Source organism: Streptomyces sp. NPDC058469, assembly GCF_042721125.1.
In the GTDB taxonomy this organism is placed as follows: domain Bacteria; phylum Actinomycetota; class Actinomycetes; order Streptomycetales; family Streptomycetaceae; genus Streptomyces.
Genome location: NZ_JBHXME010000076.1, coordinates 26,986 through 47,761, shown reverse-complemented (window position 1 = coordinate 47,761; position 20,776 = coordinate 26,986). Strand labels below are relative to the sequence as shown.

General features: G+C 70.8%; 15 protein-coding genes. 12 read left to right on the top strand and 3 right to left on the bottom strand.

Annotated features, from left to right (window positions below; genetic code table 11):
- Nucleotides 1–191 precede the first annotated feature (191 nt).
- The 11 genes from ACFWP5_RS28750 (at nucleotide 192) to moeZ (ending at nucleotide 13,674) form a co-directional block, all read left to right on the top strand.
- Nucleotides 192–1,283, top strand: coding sequence for a DUF3152 domain-containing protein (locus ACFWP5_RS28750; RefSeq protein ID WP_384162550.1), 1,092 nt, complete (start codon nucleotides 192–194; stop codon nucleotides 1,281–1,283).
- A gap of 56 nt (nucleotides 1,284–1,339) precedes the next feature.
- Nucleotides 1,340–1,432, top strand: coding sequence for an Ms4533A family Cys-rich leader peptide (locus tag ACFWP5_RS28745; RefSeq protein WP_317886218.1), 93 nt, complete (start codon nucleotides 1,340–1,342; stop codon nucleotides 1,430–1,432).
- 193 nt (nucleotides 1,433–1,625) lie between these two features.
- A complete protein-coding gene (locus ACFWP5_RS28740) occupies nucleotides 1,626–3,344 on the top strand; it encodes an ABC transporter substrate-binding protein (RefSeq protein WP_384162543.1) in 1,719 nt (572 codons plus the stop codon).
- 4 nt (nucleotides 3,345–3,348) lie between these two features.
- On the top strand, nucleotides 3,349–4,452 hold the full coding sequence (locus tag ACFWP5_RS28735; protein ID WP_384162540.1) for an ABC transporter permease: 1,104 nt from the start codon (nucleotides 3,349–3,351) through the stop codon (nucleotides 4,450–4,452).
- Complete coding sequence (locus ACFWP5_RS28730) at nucleotides 4,449–5,447, top strand: ABC transporter permease (RefSeq protein WP_384162537.1); 999 nt, start codon at nucleotides 4,449–4,451, stop codon at nucleotides 5,445–5,447. The genes ACFWP5_RS28735 and ACFWP5_RS28730 overlap by 4 nt, the downstream gene beginning before the upstream one ends.
- Entirely contained in the window at nucleotides 5,444–7,045 is a 1,602-nt protein-coding gene (locus ACFWP5_RS28725) for a dipeptide ABC transporter ATP-binding protein (RefSeq protein ID WP_384162535.1), read from the top strand. The genes ACFWP5_RS28730 and ACFWP5_RS28725 overlap by 4 nt, the downstream gene beginning before the upstream one ends.
- A 281-nt stretch (nucleotides 7,046–7,326) precedes the next feature.
- A complete protein-coding gene (locus ACFWP5_RS28720) occupies nucleotides 7,327–9,063 on the top strand; it encodes a DUF3492 domain-containing protein (protein ID WP_384162547.1) in 1,737 nt (578 codons plus the stop codon).
- On the top strand, nucleotides 9,060–10,592 hold the full coding sequence (locus ACFWP5_RS28715; RefSeq protein WP_384162532.1) for a hypothetical protein: 1,533 nt from the start codon (nucleotides 9,060–9,062) through the stop codon (nucleotides 10,590–10,592). Before ACFWP5_RS28720 ends, ACFWP5_RS28715 begins: the two co-directional genes overlap by 4 nt.
- Nucleotides 10,593–10,735: 143 nt before the next feature.
- Complete coding sequence (locus tag ACFWP5_RS28710) at nucleotides 10,736–11,695, top strand: NAD-dependent epimerase/dehydratase family protein (RefSeq protein ID WP_384162529.1); 960 nt, start codon at nucleotides 10,736–10,738, stop codon at nucleotides 11,693–11,695.
- Nucleotides 11,683–12,432, top strand: a complete 750-nt coding sequence (locus tag ACFWP5_RS28705; protein WP_384162526.1) for a spherulation-specific family 4 protein — start codon at nucleotides 11,683–11,685, stop codon at nucleotides 12,430–12,432. Before ACFWP5_RS28710 ends, ACFWP5_RS28705 begins: the two co-directional genes overlap by 13 nt.
- A gap of 63 nt (nucleotides 12,433–12,495) precedes the next feature.
- Entirely contained in the window at nucleotides 12,496–13,674 is a 1,179-nt protein-coding gene (moeZ, locus tag ACFWP5_RS28700; RefSeq protein WP_384162523.1) for an adenylyltransferase/sulfurtransferase MoeZ, read from the top strand.
- 80 nt (nucleotides 13,675–13,754) lie between these two features.
- On the opposite strand, the gene ACFWP5_RS28695 is transcribed toward moeZ, so the two are convergent.
- From ACFWP5_RS28695 to ACFWP5_RS28685, 3 genes are all read right to left on the bottom strand, one after another.
- Nucleotides 13,755–15,308, bottom strand: coding sequence for an alpha/beta hydrolase (locus ACFWP5_RS28695; protein ID WP_384162520.1), 1,554 nt, complete (start codon nucleotides 15,306–15,308; stop codon nucleotides 13,755–13,757).
- 138 nt (nucleotides 15,309–15,446) lie between these two features.
- Nucleotides 15,447–16,991 carry an alpha/beta hydrolase gene (locus tag ACFWP5_RS28690; RefSeq protein WP_384162517.1) on the bottom strand — a complete coding sequence of 515 codons (1,545 nt, stop codon included), beginning with the start codon at nucleotides 16,989–16,991 and terminating at the stop codon, nucleotides 15,447–15,449.
- 96 nt (nucleotides 16,992–17,087) lie between these two features.
- The gene (locus tag ACFWP5_RS28685) at nucleotides 17,088–19,853 is read right to left on the bottom strand and encodes a YbhN family protein (protein WP_384162514.1); all 2,766 of its coding nucleotides are present in this window, start codon (nucleotides 19,851–19,853) and stop codon (nucleotides 17,088–17,090) included.
- A gap of 186 nt (nucleotides 19,854–20,039) precedes the next feature.
- On the opposite strand from ACFWP5_RS28685, the gene ACFWP5_RS28680 reads away from it, so the two are divergent.
- The gene (locus ACFWP5_RS28680) at nucleotides 20,040–20,474 is read left to right on the top strand and encodes an MGMT family protein (protein ID WP_384162511.1); all 435 of its coding nucleotides are present in this window, start codon (nucleotides 20,040–20,042) and stop codon (nucleotides 20,472–20,474) included.
- Nucleotides 20,475–20,776 lie beyond the last annotated feature (302 nt).

The window sequence follows — 20,776 nt, the reverse complement described above, 5'->3', positions numbered from 1 at the left end:
GTGTCCCCCGCTCGTCTGATGGCACTCCACGCGCGCGTGCCGGTCATCCCGAGCAGCCTGAATCCGGGGGTGGATGGGGTGAGTTGAGAGGGCGGACCGGTGGGGAGCCCGGCGGGCCGCGTGGGCCCCTCGGCGCTTCTCAAGGTGCGTCCGGTGTGCCCGGTTCACCTGGTATCCCCGGCGCGTCCGGTGTGCACCAGACCGCCGCCGGTACGCCCTCCGGTTCGGGACCGGGGTTGCCCATACCCCGGCAGCGCCAGGCCCCTCAAGCCGGCTCTCGGCGACGCGGGCAGGGCGGTCGTGGGCCCCGGCAGGATTACGTCGACGCCTTCGAAGGAGACGGGGACGACGACGTCCTCGCGCCCCGGACCGGTGTCGCGACGCACCCCTCCGACCCGTACGGCTCCGTCACCGACTGGACCCCCGAGAGCGACACCGAAGCCGAGGACACGCCTCCTGTCGACCTCGATCCCGAGCCCGCCAAGGGCCGTAAGGGACGGACGTACACCGGTATCGCGGCCGCCGCCGTCACCACCGTGCTGGCCGTCATCGTGGCCGGGCAGGTCGCCAAGGACGGTGACAGCGACGGAGTGCGGTCGCAGGCGGCCACCGACCGGGCCCGGGACGCGAGAGGGACGGCCTCGCCGCAGGCAAGCCCGTCGAGTTCTCCGCGCCTGGTGACCCTGACGTATGCCCAGAAGATGGCCGAGAAGTACCCGCTCGGCGCCAAGCTCAAGGGGCCGGACAAGTTCGACGCGGTGCCCGGTGTCGACAAGGCGCCCGGGAAGGGGCGCAAGTACACGTACCGCGTGGACGTGGAGCAGGGGCTCGGGCTCGACGGGACGCTCTTCGCGCAGGCCGTGCAGAAGACGCTGAACGACAAGCGGAGTTGGGCCCACAACGGCGCCCGTACCTTCGAGCGCATCTACACGGGCAAACCGGACTTCGTGATCACCCTCGCCAGCCCTGGTACTACTGCCACGTGGTGTGCCAAGTCCGGGCTGGACACCACCGAGGACAATGTGTCGTGCGACTCGGCGGCCACCGAACGCGTGATGATCAATGCGTATCGATGGGCGCAGGGGTCGTCAACGTATGGGGACAAGATGTACACGTATCGACAGATGTTGATCAACCATGAAGTCGGTCATCGTCTCGGCTACGGGCACGTCACCTGCGACAAGGACGGCGAGTTGGCGCCGGTCATGCAGCAGCAGACCAAGTTCCTCGATCACGACGGGATCCACTGCCTGGCGAACCCCTGGCCGTACCCGGGCAGTTGACAGGCGACGCTTATGTCACATTGACATGAGCCGCAACTTCCATCATATTTTTTGGCATGTGGTCTAGTCATGTCGCGAACCGCGCCGCCATCGAGCTGGCGCTCATCGGCGTGACCCCGCTCTGTGTGGCCGACATCCTCTGTCGCTGAACACCGCCCCTGGCGTTCGTGTCGCGACCCGCACCACCACGCCCTTGCCCGTGTGACCTTGGCAGGGCTTTTTCGACGACCTGACGCCGGGGCAGACGGCTGTTCCCTTCCGTCTCACTCCTCGTCCATCCGTCTCACTATTCGAGAGATCTGAGAGAGATCCTCGAAAGTCCCCCGAGAGGTCGTCATTCCGATGCGTCAACCGTCCGTCATAGCCCGGCGCGTGGCCGTGGCATCCGTCAGCCTGGCCGTGGCGGCGGGCGCCGCCGCCTGCGGGCCGAAGGACAACGATGCCAAGGGCTCCGGTGGCGACTCCACGCCGCACAAGGGCGGCACGCTCACGGTCCTGAACTCGCAGCCCCAGGAGGACTTCGACCCGGCGCGCCTGTACACCTCCGGCGGCGGCAACGTCCCCTCCCTCGTCTTCCGTACGCTCACCACCCGCAACCGCGAGAACGGCGCGGCCGGCGCCAAGGTCGTCCCGGACCTCGCCACCGACACCGGGCGCCCGAGCGAGAACGCGACCGTGTGGACGTACACCCTGAAGAAGGGCCTCAAGTACGAGGACGGCACCGCGATCACCTCGGCCGACATCAAGTACGGCATCGAGCGCTCCTTCGCCCCCGAACTCTCCGGCGGCGCGCCCTACTTGCGGGACTGGCTGGTCGGCGCGGCCGACTACCAGGGGCCGTACAAGGACAAGAAGGGGCTCAGCGCCATTGAGACTCCTGACAGCCGGACCATCGTCTTCCACCTGAACAAGCCCGAGGGCGAGTTCCCCTACCTCGCCACGCAGACGCAGTTCACGCCCGTCCCGAAGGGGAAGGACACGGGGACGAAGTACGAGGAGCACCCGGTCTCGTCCGGCCCGTACAAGGTCGTCAGCAACCAGAACGACGGTGAGACGATCGTCCTGGAGCGCAACAGGTACTGGTCCACGGCCACGGACGCCGAGCGCAAGGCCTACCCGGACAAGATCGACGTGAAGTCGGGGCTCGACTCGTCCGTGATCAACCAGCGGCTGTCGTCGTCCCAGGGTGCGGACGCCGCCGCTGTCACCACCGACACCAACCTCGGTCCTGCCGAGCTCGCCAAGGTGACCGGCGACAAGGAACTCGCTGCGCGCGTCGGCACCGGGCACTTCGGTTACACGAACTACATCGCGTTCAACCCCAAGGTCGCGCCGTTCAACAACGTCAAGGTGCGGCAGGCGATCTCGTACGCCATCGACCGGTCGTCGGTGGTGAACGCGGCGGGCGGTTCGTCGCTGGCCGAGGCCGCGACCACCTTCCTGCCGAACCAGAAGTCCTTCGGGTACGACCCCTACGACCTCTTCCCGGCGGGCGCGTCCGGCAACGCGGCGAAGGCCAAGGAGCTGCTGAAGGAGGCCGGTTACCCGAAGGGGATCACCGTCACGCTGACGCACTCCAACGACAAGGACTTCGAGACCAGCCCCGAGATCGCGACCGCGATCCAGGACGCGCTCAAGAAGGCCGGCATCACCGTCAAGCTCCAGGGCCTGGAGATCAACGACTACAAGGACAAGATCCACAGCGTCAAGACCGAGCCGGGCTTCTTCCTCGCCCACTGGGGTGCCGACTGGCCCTCCGGTGGTCCCTTCCTCGCCCCGATCTTCGACGGCCGCCAGATCGTCAAGGACGGCGCGAACTTCAACACCGGCCTGCTCAATGACAAGTCGGTCAATGCCGAGATTGACTCGATCAACAAGTTGACGAATCTTGACGAGGCCGCCAAGCGGTGGGGTGCACTGGACAAGAAGATCGGCGAGCAGGCACTGACCGTGCCGCTGTTCCACCCCGTCTACAAGCGACTGGTCGGCAAGGACATCAAGAACGTCGTGATCAGCGACTGGACCGGCGTCCTGGACATCTCCCAGGTCGCGGTCAAGTAACCCCATGAGCGAGGCACTTGTCGCCTCCCAGGCCGCCGGGACGGGCATCTCCGTCCCGGCGGCCTCGGGGGCCCGTCAGTTCTGGCGGCGGCTGCGTGCGCAGCGCGCCGCCCTCGTCGCGGCGGTCGTCGTCGCCCTGCTCGTCCTGGTCGCGCTCGCCGCGCCGCTGCTCACCGCGATCGAGGGCCAGGACCCCTTCACCTACCACCCCTCGCTCATCGACTCCGCGCGCGGAGGTGTGCCGACCGGCTCCTTCGGGGGCATCACCGGCGACCACTGGCTCGGCGTCGAACCGCAGACCGGCCGCGACCTGTTCGCCCGTCTCGCGTACGGCGCCCGGGTCTCGCTCGGCGTCGCGCTCGGGGCGACCGTCGTACAGGTCACCATCGGGGTCGTGATCGGTGTCGCCGCCGCGCTCGGCAGCCGATGGGTTGATCAACTGTTGAGCCGGATCACCGACATCATCGTGGCGATGCCGTTGATGATCATGTCGTTGGCCCTGCTGGCGATCGTGCCCAGCAGTTTCCCGCGGCCCCTGCTGGTCGCGCTCGTCATCGGGCTCATCGCCTGGGGCAACATCGCGAAGATCGTGCGCGCCCAGACGCTCACCCTGAAGGAGCTCGACTACGTCTCCGCCGCCCGGCTCAGCGGCTGGGGCACCTGGCGCATCGCCCGGCGCGAACTGCTCCCCGGGCTGGCCGCACCCGTCATCACCTACGCGGCGCTCCTCGTGCCGATCAACATCTCCACCGAGGCCGCGCTGTCCTTCCTCGGCGTCGGCGTGAAGCCGCCGACGCCCTCCTGGGGACAGATGCTCACCGCCGCCGACGTCTGGTACCAGGCCGCCCCGCAGTACCTGCTGCTGCCCGCCGGCGCCCTCTTCGTCACCGTCCTGGCGCTGACCGTCCTGGGCGACGGCATCCGCACGGCCCTCGACCCGCGCGCGGCCTCCCGCCTGCGCATCGGCACGGGCCGCAAGCGCGAGGCCAAGGCGGACGCGAGCTCCAAGAAGGCCACGGCTGCGGACGTGAACAAGAAGGCCGCGGCAGACCCGAGCGCCAAGGGCGCGGGCATCAAGGGCGAGAGCACCAAGGAGGCCAAGTCATGAGCGGCTTCGGAGGGTTCATCCTGCGCCGCGGCGTCGGCACCGTGATCACCCTGCTCGCCATCTCGGTGATCGTCTACGTGGTCTTCTTCGTCACCCCGGGCAACGTCGCCCAGATCACCTGCGGCCCGCGCTGCTCCCCGGAGCAAGTGCACCAAGTTGCCCAGCAGTTGAGGCTCGACGACCCGTTGTACCTCCGCTACTGGCACTTCCTCCAGGGCATCCTCGTCGGCCAGGACTACTCCACGGGCACCTCTGTGGAGCACTGCTCGGCGCCCTGCCTCGGGCTGTCGTACCAGGGCGACCAGCAGGTCACCAAGCTGATCCTGACGAAGCTGCCGGTCAGCCTGTCGCTCGTGTTCGGCGCGATGGTGCTGTGGCTGATCCTGGGTGTCGGCACCGGCGTCCTGTCCGCATGGCGGCGCGGCCGGTTCACCGAGCGCCTGCTGACCGGCATCACCCTCGCGGGCGTCGCCACCCCGGTGTTCGTGATCGGCCTGGTGCTGATGATCGTCGTCTGCGGGCAGCTGCAACTGCTGCCCTTCCCGCAGTACGTCGCCCTCACCGACGACCCCGAACAGTGGGCCTGGAACCTCCTGTTGCCCTGGCTCTCCCTGGCCCTCATCGAGGCCGCCGCGTTCGCCCGGCTCACCCGGGCGTCGATGCTGGAGACGCTCGCCGAGGACCACATCCGCACCTTCCGCGCGTACGGCGTCGGTGAACGGTCGATCATCGGGCGGCACGCGCTGCGCGGGGCGGTCGCGCCGATCATCGCGCTCAACGCCAACAACGTCGGCTCGGCGGTCGGCGGCGCGGTCCTCACCGAGACGCTCTTCGGACTGCCCGGCATCGGACAGGAACTCGTCCACGCCGTCAATGTCGTCGACCTGCCGGTGGTCGTCGGCATGGTCCTGGTCATCGGCTTCTTCGTGGTCATCGCCAACGCCGTCGCGGACGTGCTGTACGCGGTGGCCGACCGACGGGTGGTCCTCGCATGAGCTCAGTGGATGTCCTGGTGGAAGTCACCGACCTGACGGTCGGGTTCGGGTCCCTGCGAGCCGTCGACGGCCTCTCCTTCCGGCTGGAGAAGGGCGCCGCGCTGGGCCTGGTCGGCGAGTCCGGCTCGGGCAAGTCCACGGTCGCCTCGGCCCTGCTGGGGCTGCACCGGGGCACAGGGGCGGACGTCGGCGGCTCGGTGCGCGTGGCCGGTATCGACGTACAGGAGGCGTCCGACGCGGACCTGCGGCTGTTGCGCGGCGGGAAGGCCGCGATGGTCTTCCAGGACCCGCTGTCGTCCCTGGACCCGTACTACGCGATCGGCGACCAGATAGCCGAGGTCTACCGCGTGCACACGCGCGTGTCGCGTCGGGCCGCACGCGCGCGTGCCGTCGACGTACTGGACCGGGTCGGAATTCCGGACGCCGTACGGCGGTCCCGTTCGCGCCCGCACGAGTTCAGCGGCGGCATGCGGCAGCGCGCCCTCATCGCCATGGCGCTCGCCTGCGAACCGGACCTGTTGATCGCCGACGAGCCCACGACCGCGCTCGACGTGACCGTCCAGGCGCAGATCCTCGACCTGTTGCACACGTTGCGCGAGGAGACCGGCCTGGGGCTGCTGCTCGTCACGCACGACGTGGGTGTCGCCGCCGAGAGCGTCGACGAGATCCTGGTCATGCGGCACGGGCGGGCCGTCGAGCACGGGCCGGTGGGCACCGTCCTCGGGGCGCCCACCGAGACGTACACCCGGGATCTGCTCGGCGCGGTCCCGCGCGTGGACGCGCCGCGCGCCCTCTCGGAGGCGTCCTCGGCGCCCGCGGAGGTCGTCCTGGAGGCGACGGGCCTGCGGCGTGAATTCGGGCGCGGGAAGCGGGCGTTCGCGGCCGTGGACGACGTGTCGCTGACGGTCCACCGGGGCGAGACCCTCGGCATCGTGGGCGAGAGCGGCAGCGGCAAGACGACGCTCGGCCGGATGCTGGTCGGGCTCCTGAAGCCGACGGCCGGCGAGATCAAGCCCGGCGGCGGCGTCCGCCCCGACGTCCAGATGGTCTTCCAGGACCCCGTCTCCTCCCTCAACCCCCGCCGCAGCGTGGGCGAGTCGATCGCCGACCCGCTCCGCGCGCGTGGAGAACGCGACGAGGAGAGCATCCGGGGGCGCGTACGCGAACTGCTGGAGCGCGTGGGGCTCGAAGGGGCGCACTACGACCGCTACCCGCACGAGTTCAGCGGCGGCCAGCGCCAGCGCGTGGGCATCGCGCGAGCGCTCGCGGCCGACCCGCGCGTGATCGTGTGCGACGAGCCGGTCTCCGCGCTCGACGTCACCACACAGGCCCAGGTCGTCGCCCTGCTCGGCGAACTCCAGCGCGAACTCGGCCTCGCGCTCGTGTTCGTCGCCCACGACCTCGCCGTCGTCCGCCAGGTCAGCGACCGGGTCGCGGTGATGCGACGCGGGAGGATCGTTGAACAAGGTCCCGCCGACGAGGTCTACGACGCACCCCGGGACCCGTACACGAAGCAGCTCCTGGCCGCCGTACCGGCCCTCGATCCCCAGGTCGCGGCCCGACGCAGGGCGGCCCGACGGGAGTTGGCGACGGCGTGACGGTCCCGTCGCGACGACGGGACGGTGCCGTCCCTGCGACGTGACCGCCTCGTCGCTACGGCACCGTAGCGACGGCACGGCGGCGGTCTGACGTTCCGTGCGCGATTGATCTCTTAGCGCGACGGAACGCGGCCCGCACGGGAAAGTTACGCCCGTTCACCCCTTTTGGTGGCGCGATGGACAACCGTCCGTCGCGCCACCGCCTTGTCCGCATACGTTCGTCCCGCTGCGAGCCGCCGGGTCAACGGCGGCTCCCCATATGGGAGATCGGGGGTGTGCCCGTGCGCATAGGACTGCTTACGGAGGGTGGCTATCCGTATGTGAGCGGTGACGCCAGACTCTGGTGCGACCGGCTCGTACGCGGGCTCGGGCAGCACGAGTTCGACATCTACGCGCTCAGCCGCAGCGAGCGCCAGGAGGTCGAGGGCTGGCTCGAACTGCCGCCCCAGGTCAGCCGGGTGCGCACCGCGCCGCTGTGGACCGCCGAGGACGACGGGGTGACCCTCGGGCGCCGCGCACGCCGGCGGTTCGGCGAGTGCTACGAGGAACTGGCGGCCGTGCTGTGCGAGGGGGACGGGCAGGCCTCGACGGAAGGGGCGCCGTGTGAGCGGGGGGCGTCCTCCGCCGATGTGGCGGACCGTTTCGCCAACGCGCTGTACGGGCTCGCGGAACTCGCCCGCGACGAGGGCGGACTCGTAGCCGCGCTGCGCTCCGAAAGCGCCGTACGTGCGCTGGAACGCGCCTGTCGTGCGCCCGGCGCACTCCGCACGGCACGCGGGGCGCGCGTCCCCGAACTCCTCACCGTCGCCGCGCAGTTGGAACGCGCCCTGCGCCCCCTCTCGCTCGACTGGTACGAGGACGACGCCCTCGGCTCCGTGGACCTCTGCCACGCGACGGCCGGCGGCACCGCGGCCCTGCCAGGGCTGCTCGCCCGCCACTTCGCCGGCGTACCCCTGCTCGTGACCGAGTACGGCGTGCAGTTGCGGACGCACTACCTGGCCTCCGCGGACGCGCCGCCCGCCGTACGGGCGCTGCTCTCCGCCTTCCACGGCAGGCTGGCCGCCGAGATCTACCGGCGGGCCACGCTGATCACCCCCGGCAACAGCCACACCCGCCGCTGGCAGGAACGCTGCGGCGCCGACCGTACGAAACTCCGCACGGTCTACCCCGGCATGGAGGCGTCCCGCTTCGCGGAGGTCGGCGAGGCGCCCGACGGCGCGGACCCGGACACACTGGTGTGGGTCGGCCGGGTCGAACCCGCGAAGGACCTGATCTCGCTGCTCCACGCCTTCGCGGAGATCCGCAAGGACGAGCCCAAGGCACGCCTGCGGATCGTCGGCGCGCCCGCCGGCGCCGAGGGTGCGGCCTACCTGGGTCACTGCCGGGCGCTGGCCGCACAGCTCTTCCCCGACGAGGCCGAGGGTGTGCACGCGGTCGGCGACAACCCGGTGTCCTTCGAGGAGATCGGCGGCCCGGAGGCCCCCACGCTCGCCGAGGCGTACGCGGCCGGCACGGTGATCGTCCTCTCCAGCGTCGTCGAGGGCTTCCCGCTCAGCCTGGTCGAGGCCATGTTCTGCGGCCGGGCGACCGTGTCCACGGACGTCGGCGCGGTGGTCGAGGTCATCGGCGGTACGGGTCTCGTCGTGCCCCCGCGCAATCCCCGGGCGCTCGCGGAGGCGTGCGTGAGCCTGTTGCGCGACCCCGAGCGCCGTGAGCGCCTGGGCGCCGCCGCCCGCGCCCGAGCGCTCGAACTGTTCACCGTCGAGCAGAACATCGCGGCATTTCACAGCATTTACCTGGAGATCGTCTCGCACTCCCCGGTACGCCGCGTCGTCCTCGACGAGGCCGGCGACCCCCTCCCCTTCGCAGCCCCCGCCGAGGCCCACGTCCTCGGCCGCTGGACCGGTCCGATGACCCGTGTCGTGGCCCGAGGCGGCCCCACCTGGGCAACGGGAGCACCGGTACGCGCCACACCTCCGACCGCGTTGCCACTGCCGACGACGGAGGCAGCCCGATGAGCGGCCTCGGCGAACTCGACCGCCCCGCGACGCCTGGCAGCGCGGGGGCGTGGGACGCGCGGTCGGAGGAGTGGCTCGGGGAGCGGGAGGAGTTGGAGACGGGAGGAGACGTGCGGGGCGAGTCGGGGGCGCGGGATGTGCCAGGCGAGAAGGAGGCGGCGCGGGATGTGCCGGGCGAGCAGGGGACGGGCGACGTGCCGGGCGGGGTGGGGGTTCGGGACCCGGGGGAGAGGAATCCGGAGCAGGGGGGCGCGAGCGGGCGGCGTGAATCGGGGGCCGGTGACGCCCGTATCGCCCCCGCCCCCTTGTCCGCCGCTCCTCGTATCGCCCGTCCCGACACCCGTCCCGCGGGCATCGCGGAGCCGTCACCCACCCGTACGGCGCCCGACCACACCCCCCGCGCAGCCGACCGCAAGCCCGCCCCCACCCGCCGCGGTGCAGCCGACCCCGTGAAGGCGCTGATGCACCGTCACCGCGAGCTGTGCGAGCGGGCCGTCGACCCCTTGGAGATCGCCGCGGGACTGGAGGCGCACGGTGTCACCGATCGGACCGCCGCCCGGTTCCGGCACCGGGACGTGTTCTCGCTCGCCGAGGAGATGTACGCACGCGTGCCCCGCGACGACGCGGCGGCCGCACACTCCGACGCCGTGGCGGAACCAGCGCCCCGCGCCGGTTGGGCCGTACTCGCCCTCCTGCCCGGAGTGCTCTGTGCCGCGGCGGTGACCGGTGTGCGGCTCACGGACGGTCGGCTGCGGCTGACGGTGGCTGTCGTCGGTGTTCTCGCCGTGGCGCTCGCTGTGCGCATGGCCCTCGGTCGCGGCCCGTTGAGCAACCCGCCCGGCACGCACGCGTGGCGCACGCCCCCGGGCACACGCCTGTGGACGTACTGGCTGCTGGCCTACGCCCTCCTCGGCGACGGTCTGCTCCGCGCCGCGGACGACGGTGGCCCCGACGGCCTGCCGACCGGCATCGCGGGGGGAGCCTGGTCCACGGCCACCGCACCGGTCCTGGCCCTCACCCTGGCCTGCGCCCCCGCGGCCTGGTGCGCCCACCACTTCGCCGTACGCGCCCGGCGCAAGCTCGCGACCAGCCGTGGCCTTGAGGACTTCGCCGACTCCGTACGACCGCTGCTGCTCGGCACGTTCGCCCTGTTCCTGTGCGCCCTGGCAGCCCTCCTCGCCCTCTGCGGCGCGGCCCTGGGCGAGCCCGCCGCGTACGCCCAGACCATCACCCTGGGCGCCCTGTTGCTGCTCGCCCGCCTCCTCACCGTCCACGGCTTCACCCACGCCCCGACCCTCGCGCTCGGCGCGGCGGCCGCGACGGAGGCGACGGCCCTGTCCCTGGACCTCATCGGCCGGCTCCCCGGCTGCGGCTTCCTGGCCACCCCCGTGGAAACCGTCCTGGCCTCCTGGGGCCCCGGCGGCATCCCCGCTCTGGCCTGCGGAGCAGCCGCCCTGATCCTCCTGTTCCACACCACCCGCACGCTGACCAGAGCCTCCGCGCACGCGCCGGCGAACGAGCCGCGGTGACAACGCCATGACCCGCACCGACCAGACCTGTCACCCAGCCGCAGGCGCCCGGCCCCACCGCCGGAGGCAACCGCATCACCCTGTGAAGGAGAACACCAGATGATCACCTCCCGATCCGGAGAGTCGGCCCCGGGAGCCGTCCGATGAGGGTCCTGCTGACCGGAGCCAACGGCTACCTCGGCCGATTCGTCGCCGACCGCCTGCTCGCCGACCCGGCCGTCCAGCTCACCGCGCTCGGCCGCGGCGACGACGCCGACGTCCGCTTCGACCTCGCGTCCGGCAGCCCCGGCGCGCTCACCCGCTTCCTGGACGCCGTCCACCCCGGAGTCGTCATCAACTGCGCCGGCGCGACCCGCGGCGGCGCCCGCGAACTCACCCGGCACAACACCGTCGCCGTCGCCACCGTCTGCGAGGCCCTGCGCCGCAGCGGCTGCGGCGCCCGGCTCGTGCAGATCGGCTGCGGCGCGGAGTACGGCCCCAGCCAGCCCGGTTCCTCCACGGCCGAGGACGCCGTACCCCGCCCCGGCGGCCCGTACGGCGTCAGCAAACTCGCCGCCACCGAACTGGTCCTGGGCTCCGGCCTCGACGCCGTGGTGCTGCGCGTCTTCTCACCCGCCGGACCCGGCACCCCCGCCGGTTCCCCGCTCGGCCGGCTCGCCGAAGCCATGCGCCGGGCCATGCAGTCCGGCGACGGCGAACTCAAACTCGGCGGCCTGGGCGCGCAACGCGACTTCGTCGACGTACGGGACGTGGCCCGCGCCGTCCACGCCGCCTCGCTCTCCGCCGCGCAGGGCGTCATCAACATCGGCTCGGGCCGCGCGATCCGGCTGCGCGACGCCGCCGCCGTCCTCGCCCGCGTGGCCGGATACGGCGGCGCCCTGCACGAACTCGACGGTCCGCCCGGCCCGTTGAGGGCGGCCATCGGCCACCCCCGCACCGACCCCGACCACGCGGCCCCGGTCGCGTACCCGTACCCGGACGGCTGCGGCAGTTGGCAGCAGGCCGATGTGCGCACCGCGCGCGACCGGCTCGGCTGGCGGCCCCGGATCAACCTCGAAGAGTCCCTCGCCGACATCTGGATGGAGGCGGCATGCCGCATCTGACCAGCACGACCCCGGGCACCGCGAGCACCGGCGTCCGCACCGGCTTCGGCATCCCCGGCTACGCGCATCCCCTGGTCGCCCCGACCGAGTGGGGCGAACTCACCCGCCCCGGCGCCCCCTTGCACTGGGTCGTCCTCAACGTCTCCTCCGGCCCCGGCGCCCGCCCCGACCCGCACTGCCTGGAGGCGGCCGGGCGGCTCCGCAACACGGGCGTCCGGGTCCTCGGCCACCTGGACGCCGCCCACGGCGCCCGCGCCTTCGGCGACCTGATCTCCGAGGCGCACCGCTATCGCGACTGGTACCAGGTCGACGGCTACCTCCTGGACCGCTGCCCCACCGACCGGGCCGCGCTCCCCGAGGCCCGCCGCACGGTCACCGCGCTCCGTGAGATCCGTGACGGCGCCCACATCGTCCTGGGGCACGGCACCCACCCGTACCCCGGATACGCCGAGTGCGCCGACCAGTTGGTGACCTTCTCCGGCCCCTGGAGCGACTACCGCTGGTCGCAGGTCGCCGAGTGGACCGCCGATTACCCGCCCGAGCGCTTCTGCCACTTCGTGCACGGCGTCCCGCGCGGTCATCTCGACGAGGCGCTGCGCATCGCCCGCTGGCAGGGCGCCTCGACCATCTACTTCACCGACCGCACCGATCACGGCGGCCGCGCCGACCCCTGGGAGACCATGCCCGGCTACTGGGACGAGATCGTCTCGCGGATCGGAACGGGTGTCTCGGAATGAAGAAGGGCATGGCAGTGTTACGGGGAGAACAACTGTAGTGATTGACCGACCAACGGAGTCCCCGTGTCGCTGCCACCCCTGGTCGAGCCGGCTGCCGAGCTCACCGTAGACGAGGTCCGCAGGTACTCCCGCCACCTGATCATCCCCGACGTGGGCATGGACGGGCAGAAGCGGCTGAAGAACGCCAAGGTGCTCTGTGTGGGCGCCGGTGGTCTGGGCTCGCCGGCGCTGATGTACCTGGCCGCGGCGGGCGTGGGCACGCTCGGCATCGTGGAGTTCGACGAGGTCGACGAGTCGAACCTGCAGCGCCAGATCATCCACAGCCAGGCCGACATCGGCCGCTCGAAGGCCGAGTCGGCGCGCGACTCCGTGCTGGGCATCAACCCGTACGTGAACGTGATCCTCCACGAAGAGCGGCTTGAGGCCGAGAACGTGATGGACATCTTCAGCCAGTACGACCTGATCGTCGACGGCACGGACAACTTCGCGACCCGCTACCTGGTCAACGACGCCGCCGTGCTGCTGAACAAGCCGTACGTGTGGGGTTCGATCTACCGCTTCGACGGCCAGGCCTCCGTCTTCTGGTCCGAGCACGGCCCCTGCTACCGCTGCCTCTACCCGGAGCCCCCGCCCCCCGGCATGGTCCCCTCCTGCGCCGAGGGCGGCGTCCTGGGCGTGCTGTGCGCGTCCATCGGCTCCATCCAGGTCACCGAGGCGATCAAGGTCCTGACCGGCATCGGCGACCCGCTCGTCGGCCGCCTGATGATCTACGACGCCCTGGAGATGCAGTACCGCCAGGTCAAGGTCCGCAAGGACCCCAACTGCGCGGTCTGCGGACCGAACGCGACCGTCACCGAGCTCATCGACTACGAGGCCTTCTGCGGCGTCGTCTCCGAGGAGGCCCAGCAGGCGGCCGCCGGCTCGACGATCACTCCCAAGCAGCTCAAGGAGTGGATCGACGACGGCGAGAACATCGAGATCATCGACGTACGCGAGATCAACGAGTACGAGATCGTCTCGATCCCCGGCGCCAAGCTGATCCCCAAGAACGAGTTCCTCATGGGCACCGCCCTGGAGACGCTCCCGCAGGACAAGAAGATCGTCCTGCACTGCAAGACGGGCGTCCGCAGTGCGGAAGTACTCGCCGTCCTCAAGTCGGCCGGCTTCGCGGACGCGGTCCACGTCGGCGGCGGCGTGATCGGCTGGGTCAACCAGATCGAGCCCGACAAGCCCGTCTACTAGACACACACTTTCCCGGGAGGGGCTCGGCACCACACGTGCCGGGCCCCTTTCCGCTGCCCCCGTCGCTCCGACCGCCCCGGCTACGAGGCGCAGACCTTGCCGTCCTCGGGCACCGTCCCCTTCAGCAGATACGCGTCCACCGTGGAGTCGACACAGTCGCTCCCGCTGCCGTACGCCCCGTGTCCCTCGCCCTTCCAGGTGAGCTCCACACCGACGCCCTTGCCCAGCTCGTCGACCATCTTGCGGGCACCCTCGTACGGCGTCGCCGGGTCCCCGGTGTTGCCGACCACCAGGATCGGCGCCGCACCGGGCGCGCTGACCTCCGGAGTGTCGTACTGCCCGGCCACCGGCCAGTCGTGACACCACCCGGCCGTGTCCCAGCCCAGGAAGTCGCCGAACACGGGGGAGATCTTCTCGAACTCGGGCAGCAGCTTCTGCGTCTGTGCGGGCGTCGGCCGCTGCTTGTCGTCCAAGCACGATATGACCCGTTGGGAGTGGGTCGTCGTGCCGTAGTGCCCCGCGCTGTCACGGTCGTTGTAGCCGTCGGCGAGCGCCAGCAGCTCCGAACCGTCCCCCTCCTCCGCGGAGTTCAGGGCGCTGGTCAGGGTGGGCCAGCTGTCCTTGCTGTACAGCGGAAGGACGATGCCGGTCAGCGCGAGCGTCTGGGTCAGCTTCCGCCCGGTGGAGGTCGCCAGCGGCTTGGCGTCGATCCGCTTCAGCAGGGCCGCGATCTTCCGCGAGCCCTGATCCGGGTCCTGGTCCGTCGACTTGAGGTAGTCGTCCAGCGCGCGCTGGAAGCCCCGGGTCTGGTTCAGGGCGTGGCCCACCGAGTTGGCGCTCGGGTCGACGACCGCGTCCAGGATCAGCCGCCCCACGTGCTTGGGGAACAAGTGGGCGTAGACACCGCCGAGTTCGGTGCCGTACGAGATGCCGAAGTAGTGCATCTTCGTGTCACCCAGCACCTGGCGCATCAGGTCCATGTCGCGGGCCGTGTCGGTCGTCGACACATGCGCCATCAGCTTCCCGGCGGCCTTCTCGCAGCCCTTGCCGAAGTCGGCGGCGTCCTGAAAGTACGCCTTCTCCTCGGCCGGTGTGTCCGGCGTGGCGTCGATGTCCTCGGAGGCCTGGATCGCCTTGTCGCCGCGGCAGCGGACGCCCTCGCTGGAGGCGACCCCGCGCGGGTCCCAGCTCACCAGGTCGTAGCGCTCGTGCAGCGCGGACACCGTGGTGGCGTACGCCGGCATGTAGTCCACGCCCGACCCGCCGGGTCCGCCGAAGTTGAACAGCAGCGAGCCGATGCGGTCGCCGCCCGTCGACTTGGAGCGGATCAGCGCGAGCCCGATCGTGGAGCCGTCCGGCTTCGCCCAGTCCAGCGGCACCTTGAGCGTCGCGCACTGCCAGTCGCTGCTCGGCGCGGCCGAGTCGGCGGTGGCCTTGCAGCGTCCCCAGCCGAGCTTCTGCGCGGTCAGCGACGCGGGCAGCGCGGTCGTGGAAGAGGACGAGTCGGCCGTGGACGGCTTGGCGTCCCCCGCGCCCGCGCCGTCCTTGCCGTCGTCGGACGAGCCGCCGCTACAGCCGGCCGTCAGCAGTGCGGCGGCGGCCATCAGGGCCGTCCACCGTACGAATCGCGCCATGTGCATTCCCCCCTCGCAGGCCGTCCGCGTCACGCCGCGGATGGCGGTCAGGCCATAGTAGGCGGCGCGAGCCGAGCCCGAGACGGCCTGTGGATAACCATTTGACCTGCACTTTTGCCCGGATTTCGAGGGGCGGGTTCAGGAGCAGACGGTGCCGGCCGCCGGGACTTTCCCGTTCAGCAGATAGCCGTTCACCGCGCTCTGCACGCACTTGTTCTTGCTGTCGTACGCCCCGTGCCCCTGGCCCTTGTACGTCAGCTCGACCGCGACGCCCTTGCCCAGCGAGTCCACCATCTTCCGCGCGCCCTCGTACGGCGTGGCCGGGTCACCGGTGTTGCCCACGACGAGGATCGGCGCCGACCCGGCCGCGCTCACATTCGGATGGTCGGCGGCGCCCGGCACGGCCCAGTTGGTGCAGCTGACCATGCCCCAGGCCAGGAAGTCGCCGAAGAGGGGAGAGGCGGCCCGGAACTCGGGCAGCTTCTGCTCCACGTAGTCGGCGGTGTATCGCGGCTTGTCGTCGGCGCAGTTGATGGCGACGTTCGCCGCGGTGATGTTGCTGTACTCGCCGTTCTCGCTGCGCCCGTTCATCGAGTCGGACAGCAGCATGAGGTCCTTGCCGTTACCGCTGTAGGCCTGTTCGAGCCCCTCGGTGAGGAACTCCCAGAAGTCCTTGGAGTACAGCGCCTGCGCGATGCCGTTCGTGGCGGCCGTCTGGGTCAGTTGGCGGGGGAAGATGCCAGGGATCGGCTTGCTGTCCAGGTCCTTGAGCAGCTTGGCGATGCGGTCCTTGACGTCCTGCGCGGTGTCGCCGACCGGGCAGTCCGTGGTCTTCGACGTGCAGTCGTCGGCGAAGTTGTCGAGCGCGAGCTGGAAGCCCTTGGCCTGTCCCAGGGAGCCCTGTTCGGAGTTCTGGGTGGGGTCGACGACCGCGTCGAAGACGGCGCGGCCCACGTGCTTGGGGAACAAGTGGGCGTAGACACCGCCGAGTTCGGTGCCGTACGAGATGCCGAAGTAGTGCAGCTTGTCGTCGCCGAGGACCTGGCGCATCAGGTCCATGTCGCGGGCCGCGTCGGTGGTGCGCACCTGAGGGAGCATCTTCTTGGAGTTCTTCTCGCAAGCCGCGTTGAACTGCTTGGTGTTGGCCAGGAGCTTGGTGCGCTCGGCCGTGGTGTCCGGGGTGGCGTCCTGCTGGAAGTACTGGTCGAGTTGAGAATCGCTCTCGCACTCGACGCCGGCACTGCGGCCCACTCCGCGAGGGTCGAAGCTCACCAGGTCGTAGCGGGTGCGCAGGGTCGCGTAGTCCTCGCCGAACGCGGGCAGCGTGGTGACGCCCGATCCGCCGGGGCCGCCGAAGTTGAAGACGAGCGATCCGATCCGCTTGCTCTTGTCGCCGCTCGCCTTCGCCCGGACCAGAGCGAGTTTGATCGTGTCGCCCTTGGGCTTGTTCCAGTCGAGCGGCGCCTTCATGGTGGCGCACTGCCACTTGGTGCCGTTCGGCAGCGGTGACGGTGCGGCGCCGCCGCCCTCGGCCTCGGACGGGGCGGGGCAGTCCTTCCAGCTCAGCTTCTGGGCCGTCGGATCCTCGTCCTTGGAGTCGCCGCCGCAGCCCGCCAACGTGGCGGACAGCAGGACGACGGTGGCGGTCAGGGCAGCGGCACGCAGCCGGGAGGGGTTCGGCATGATCCCATCCTGAGGTCGTACGTAGCGGTGCGCTCGGGGCGCGGGCCGTACGAGGTACGCACGCGTGCGTGCACTACGTGCGTACGTGTGCGTGCTCTACAGGGAGCCCTTGCGGGACAGGTGGTTGAAGAACAGCCAGCCAGGCAGCACCGGAATCCACAGCGTCAGCAGCCGGTACAGCAGCACCGCCGGAGCGGCGACCTCCTTGGGGAGGCCCACAGCGATCAGACCGACCGTCAGAGTCGCCTCGACGGCGCCCACACCGCCCGGGGTCGGGGCCGCGGAACCGAGCGCGTTGCCCGCGAGGAAGACGACCGCGACGCTGGCCAGGCTGAGCGACGTCGAATCGTCGCCGAACGCCCGGATCGACGCGTCCAGGCACATCACGAAGCAGGCTGTCAGCAGGAGCATGCCGCCGATGCCGGTGATCAGCTTCTGCGGCCGCTGCAGCACGTCGAGCATGCGCGGGATGACTCCCGCGAAAAGCGACCGCACGCGCGTGACGAGGAACTTCCGCAGGAACGGCACCGAGGTCACCACGAGCACGAGCACCGCCACCGTCAACAGACCGGCGATGACCGTCCGGGACGGCGACAGGGACGGCGTCTTCTCGGTGCCGGTCAGATAGCCGAACGACAGCAGCATCAGGATGTGGCAGCCCAGCCCGAACAGTTGTGACGCGCCGACACTCGCCACCGCGAGCCCGGGCCGTACCCCGGCACGCTGCAGGAAGCGGGTGTTCAGGGCGACACCGCCGACCGCGGCCGGGGCCACGATCTTCACGAAAGACCCGGCGACCTGCGCTCCCACGGCCCGCAGGAACGGCACGCGCTCCGGCACGAACCCCAGGAGGGCCATCGCCGCCGCGAAGTAGCTCAGCGCCGAGAACAGCACGGCCGCGGCCACCCAGCCCCACTGGGCGTTGGCGACGAGCGGACCGAACTCGATGTGCGTGAGCTGCGTCAGCAGGAAGTAGGCACCGATCGCACCCGCCATGAAACTGATCAGCGTGCGCGGCCGTACCCGCTCCAGACGGGCCGGTTCAACAGGCGCCTGGGGCCTGATCAGCAGCACCTGGTGCCGGATCTGGGTGAGCAGATCCTCCTCGCGCGCCTCGTCCAAGGCCTCGTCGATGGCCCGCTTCTCGGCCCGCTGCTCCGCGCGTACGGCCTTCTTGTCGGGCCTCTCCAGTACAGGAGTGGAGCCCTCCGGGGTCTCCTCCGCGTGGGCCAGCCTGGTCTGCCGGGACGCCTCGAGGATCGCGTCGCGCTCCCGCTGGGCGCGCTCCCGGGAGAGCCGTCGCAGCGTCGCGCGCGTGGAGCGCGTCAGCGCGATGGGCTGGAGCATCGGCAGACAGTCGGCCACGGCGTCGGGCCCGAGGACACCGACCGCCGAGGCCACCGCGCGCTCGGCGCCCACCCGTAGACCGATCGTCGTCACCAACTGGGCGACATCCATGCGCAACAGCAGCTCACCCGCCGCGATCTCACCGCCGCGCAGGTCAGTCAGGATCACCGTGCCGGAACGATCCACCAGAATCGCGTCACCGGCGAGTCTGCGGTGGGCGATGCGCCGCGACTGCAGTGCCTGCACCTGGTGCCAGGTCAGGCGCAGCAGATCGTCGGTGATCTCCTGGTCCGCGAGCGAGTCGAGCGTGCGTCCGCCGGTGTGCTCGTAGACGAGTATCACGGCGTCGGGGCCGAGTTCCGAGGTCGCGATCAGCTTGGGGGCGTTGGCTCCGGCCGCGATCGCCGCGTACGCCAGCAGGGCCTCCTGCTCCAGCGCCTGGCGCAGCGACTGGAGGCTGCTGCGGGTCGCGAAGCCGCGCAGCGTCAGATTGCGCCACGCACGGTAGAAGAAGCCCTGGGCCTGCTGTTCTCGGTCGACCACGGTGACATCCAGCGGCGGGCCGTCCTCCAGGGTCACGAAGTAGCGCCGGCCGCGGTCGCCGTTCTCCGTGTCGACGGCCTCCTCGCGGGCCGCGCCCACGGGGTGGAAGCCGACCGTCCGCAGGCCCGCCATCAGCGTCCGTCCGGTGGGCCGGACGTTCGGTGAGCCCACCGCGTACAGCGTCCCGTAGGCCACGGTCCAGCCGATCAGCACCGTCAGGATGATCGAGAACGGTGTCGTGTACCCGGTGACCAGCATCGAGAAGGCGTCGAGCAGCAGCACGATCCACAGCACGGAGCGCCAGCGCGGCCTCCGGGACATGCCTACGGCCGTCATGTAGGCGATGACGGGCGCCAGATAGCCGTGCACCGGGTCGGTGAGGGCGTGGATGTCGCCGGGGGAGGGCTGGGTGAGCGCCTCCTGGATCGAGCCCGGGGCGGCCTTGGCGACCCACAGGTCCGTGGCGAGTGTCACTCCGTGTGCGAGGACCGCCGCGAGCACGCCGTCGGCGATACGCAGCCCGTCCCGCTTGATCAGCCGCTCGATCGCGAAGGCGACCGGCACCAGGAGGATGGCGATGCTGGACGCCAGCCCCGCGATCTTGATCAGCAGGTCGGGCGCCTGCCCGGTGCCCTTGTTGATGTCCTGTTCGAGCCCCGAGGTCGTGCCGTGTGCGAACGCGGCGATCGCGAGCAGTACGACGATCGCGAGAAAGCCCACCAGGAGGCGCATGAGATCGGAAGGGCGGTGCACGCGCGCGGGGAGCAGCGGTTCGTCGCCCTCGACCTCTTCGACATGCGGGTCGTCGCCGCAGTCGTCGAGGCCGGGCACGGGGTCAGGAGCGGGGCCGGGCGCGGGCGTCTCGGCGGGCCCCTCCGCGGGGTCCTGCTCGTGGGCGTCGGCGGTGTCCGGGCGCGACGCAGCGTCAGAGGTGCCCTCCGCGTCTTCGGGGTGCACACCCTGCTGCTTCATCGTCTCTTCTTGATCTCGTATCACCAGTCACCGCCCGCACGATGGTGGCATGCTCCACCGACACACGGGGGCATCAGGGTGCAAATGCGGGGGCGCACAGTCTGCCCCACGCGCCGCTCCGGGGCGAGGGATACGCACAGTCGCCAGCGCGTCGCATTGTCGGTGGGGTGCGGCAGGATGGGGCGGATGAGCGAGGAGAGCCTTCCGGACGACACCGGTCCGGAGCACGGAGATGTCCGTCCCGGGTACGACGACGGCGCTGCCCGCCCGGAGCACGCGGACGCGCTGCCCGAGTACGCGGAGCGGGTCCTCGACGTGGCCGAACGGATTCCGCCCGGGCGCGTCATGACGTACGGGGACGTCGCCGAATGGCTGGAGGAAGGCGGGCCGCGCCAGGTCGGCCGTGTGATGGCCCTCTACGGGGGAGCCATTCCGTGGTGGCGGGTCGTCCGCGCGGACGGCGTGTTGCTCCCCGGCCACGAACTGGAGGCGCTCGACAGCTACCGCGCGGAGGGCACTCCTCTGAAGGAGGCGAGCAGAGCCGCCGAGGGCCACCTGCCGCGCGTCGACATGAAACGGGCGCGATGGGACGGCGGCGAGCGCGCGGACGGTCACACCTGACAGCTTCCGCCATCGGACGCGCCCCGGGGCGACCTGTGGCCCGTACGGGGGAAACCCGGCACGTCCGTGGCATGCCGTACGTTCGAGGGGCGAGGGACGTGAGGGTCGCGCGAGCCGTGAGGGAAGAAGCGGAAGCCCTGCTTCCGTACGACCCGTCGGCGTAGCGTCGGCTGCACGTGTCCCCCTCACCCCGCAGCCCCCGCCCGCCACGGGCGGCAGTCTTCCCACCCGTCTCCCGACCACCGCCCCTCGACGACGGCGCACCGCGCCGGCACCGACACCTCGCACACCCACCAGGACCG

Bases quoted from the DNA above. Each gene is read 5' to 3' on its own strand.
- ACFWP5_RS28690 (WP_384162517.1), bottom strand. From the start codon at position 16,991: ATGCCGAACCCCTCCCGGCTGCGTGCCGCTGCCCTGACCGCCACCGTC.
- ACFWP5_RS28730 (WP_384162537.1), top strand. From the start codon at position 4,449: ATGAGCGGCTTCGGAGGGTTCATCCTGCGCCGCGGCGTCGGCACCGTG.
- ACFWP5_RS28705 (WP_384162526.1), top strand. From the start codon at position 11,683: ATGCCGCATCTGACCAGCACGACCCCGGGCACCGCGAGCACCGGCGTC.
- ACFWP5_RS28695 (WP_384162520.1), bottom strand. From the start codon at position 15,308: ATGGCGCGATTCGTACGGTGGACGGCCCTGATGGCCGCCGCCGCACTG.
- ACFWP5_RS28745 (WP_317886218.1), top strand. From the start codon at position 1,340: ATGTGGTCTAGTCATGTCGCGAACCGCGCCGCCATCGAGCTGGCGCTC.
- ACFWP5_RS28735 (WP_384162540.1), top strand. From the start codon at position 3,349: ATGAGCGAGGCACTTGTCGCCTCCCAGGCCGCCGGGACGGGCATCTCC.
- ACFWP5_RS28715 (WP_384162532.1), top strand. From the start codon at position 9,060: ATGAGCGGCCTCGGCGAACTCGACCGCCCCGCGACGCCTGGCAGCGCG.
- ACFWP5_RS28725 (WP_384162535.1), top strand. From the start codon at position 5,444: ATGAGCTCAGTGGATGTCCTGGTGGAAGTCACCGACCTGACGGTCGGG.
- ACFWP5_RS28710 (WP_384162529.1), top strand. From the start codon at position 10,736: ATGAGGGTCCTGCTGACCGGAGCCAACGGCTACCTCGGCCGATTCGTC.
- ACFWP5_RS28685 (WP_384162514.1), bottom strand. From the start codon at position 19,853: ATGAAGCAGCAGGGTGTGCACCCCGAAGACGCGGAGGGCACCTCTGAC.
- ACFWP5_RS28680 (WP_384162511.1), top strand. From the start codon at position 20,040: ATGAGCGAGGAGAGCCTTCCGGACGACACCGGTCCGGAGCACGGAGAT.
- ACFWP5_RS28740 (WP_384162543.1), top strand. From the start codon at position 1,626: ATGCGTCAACCGTCCGTCATAGCCCGGCGCGTGGCCGTGGCATCCGTC.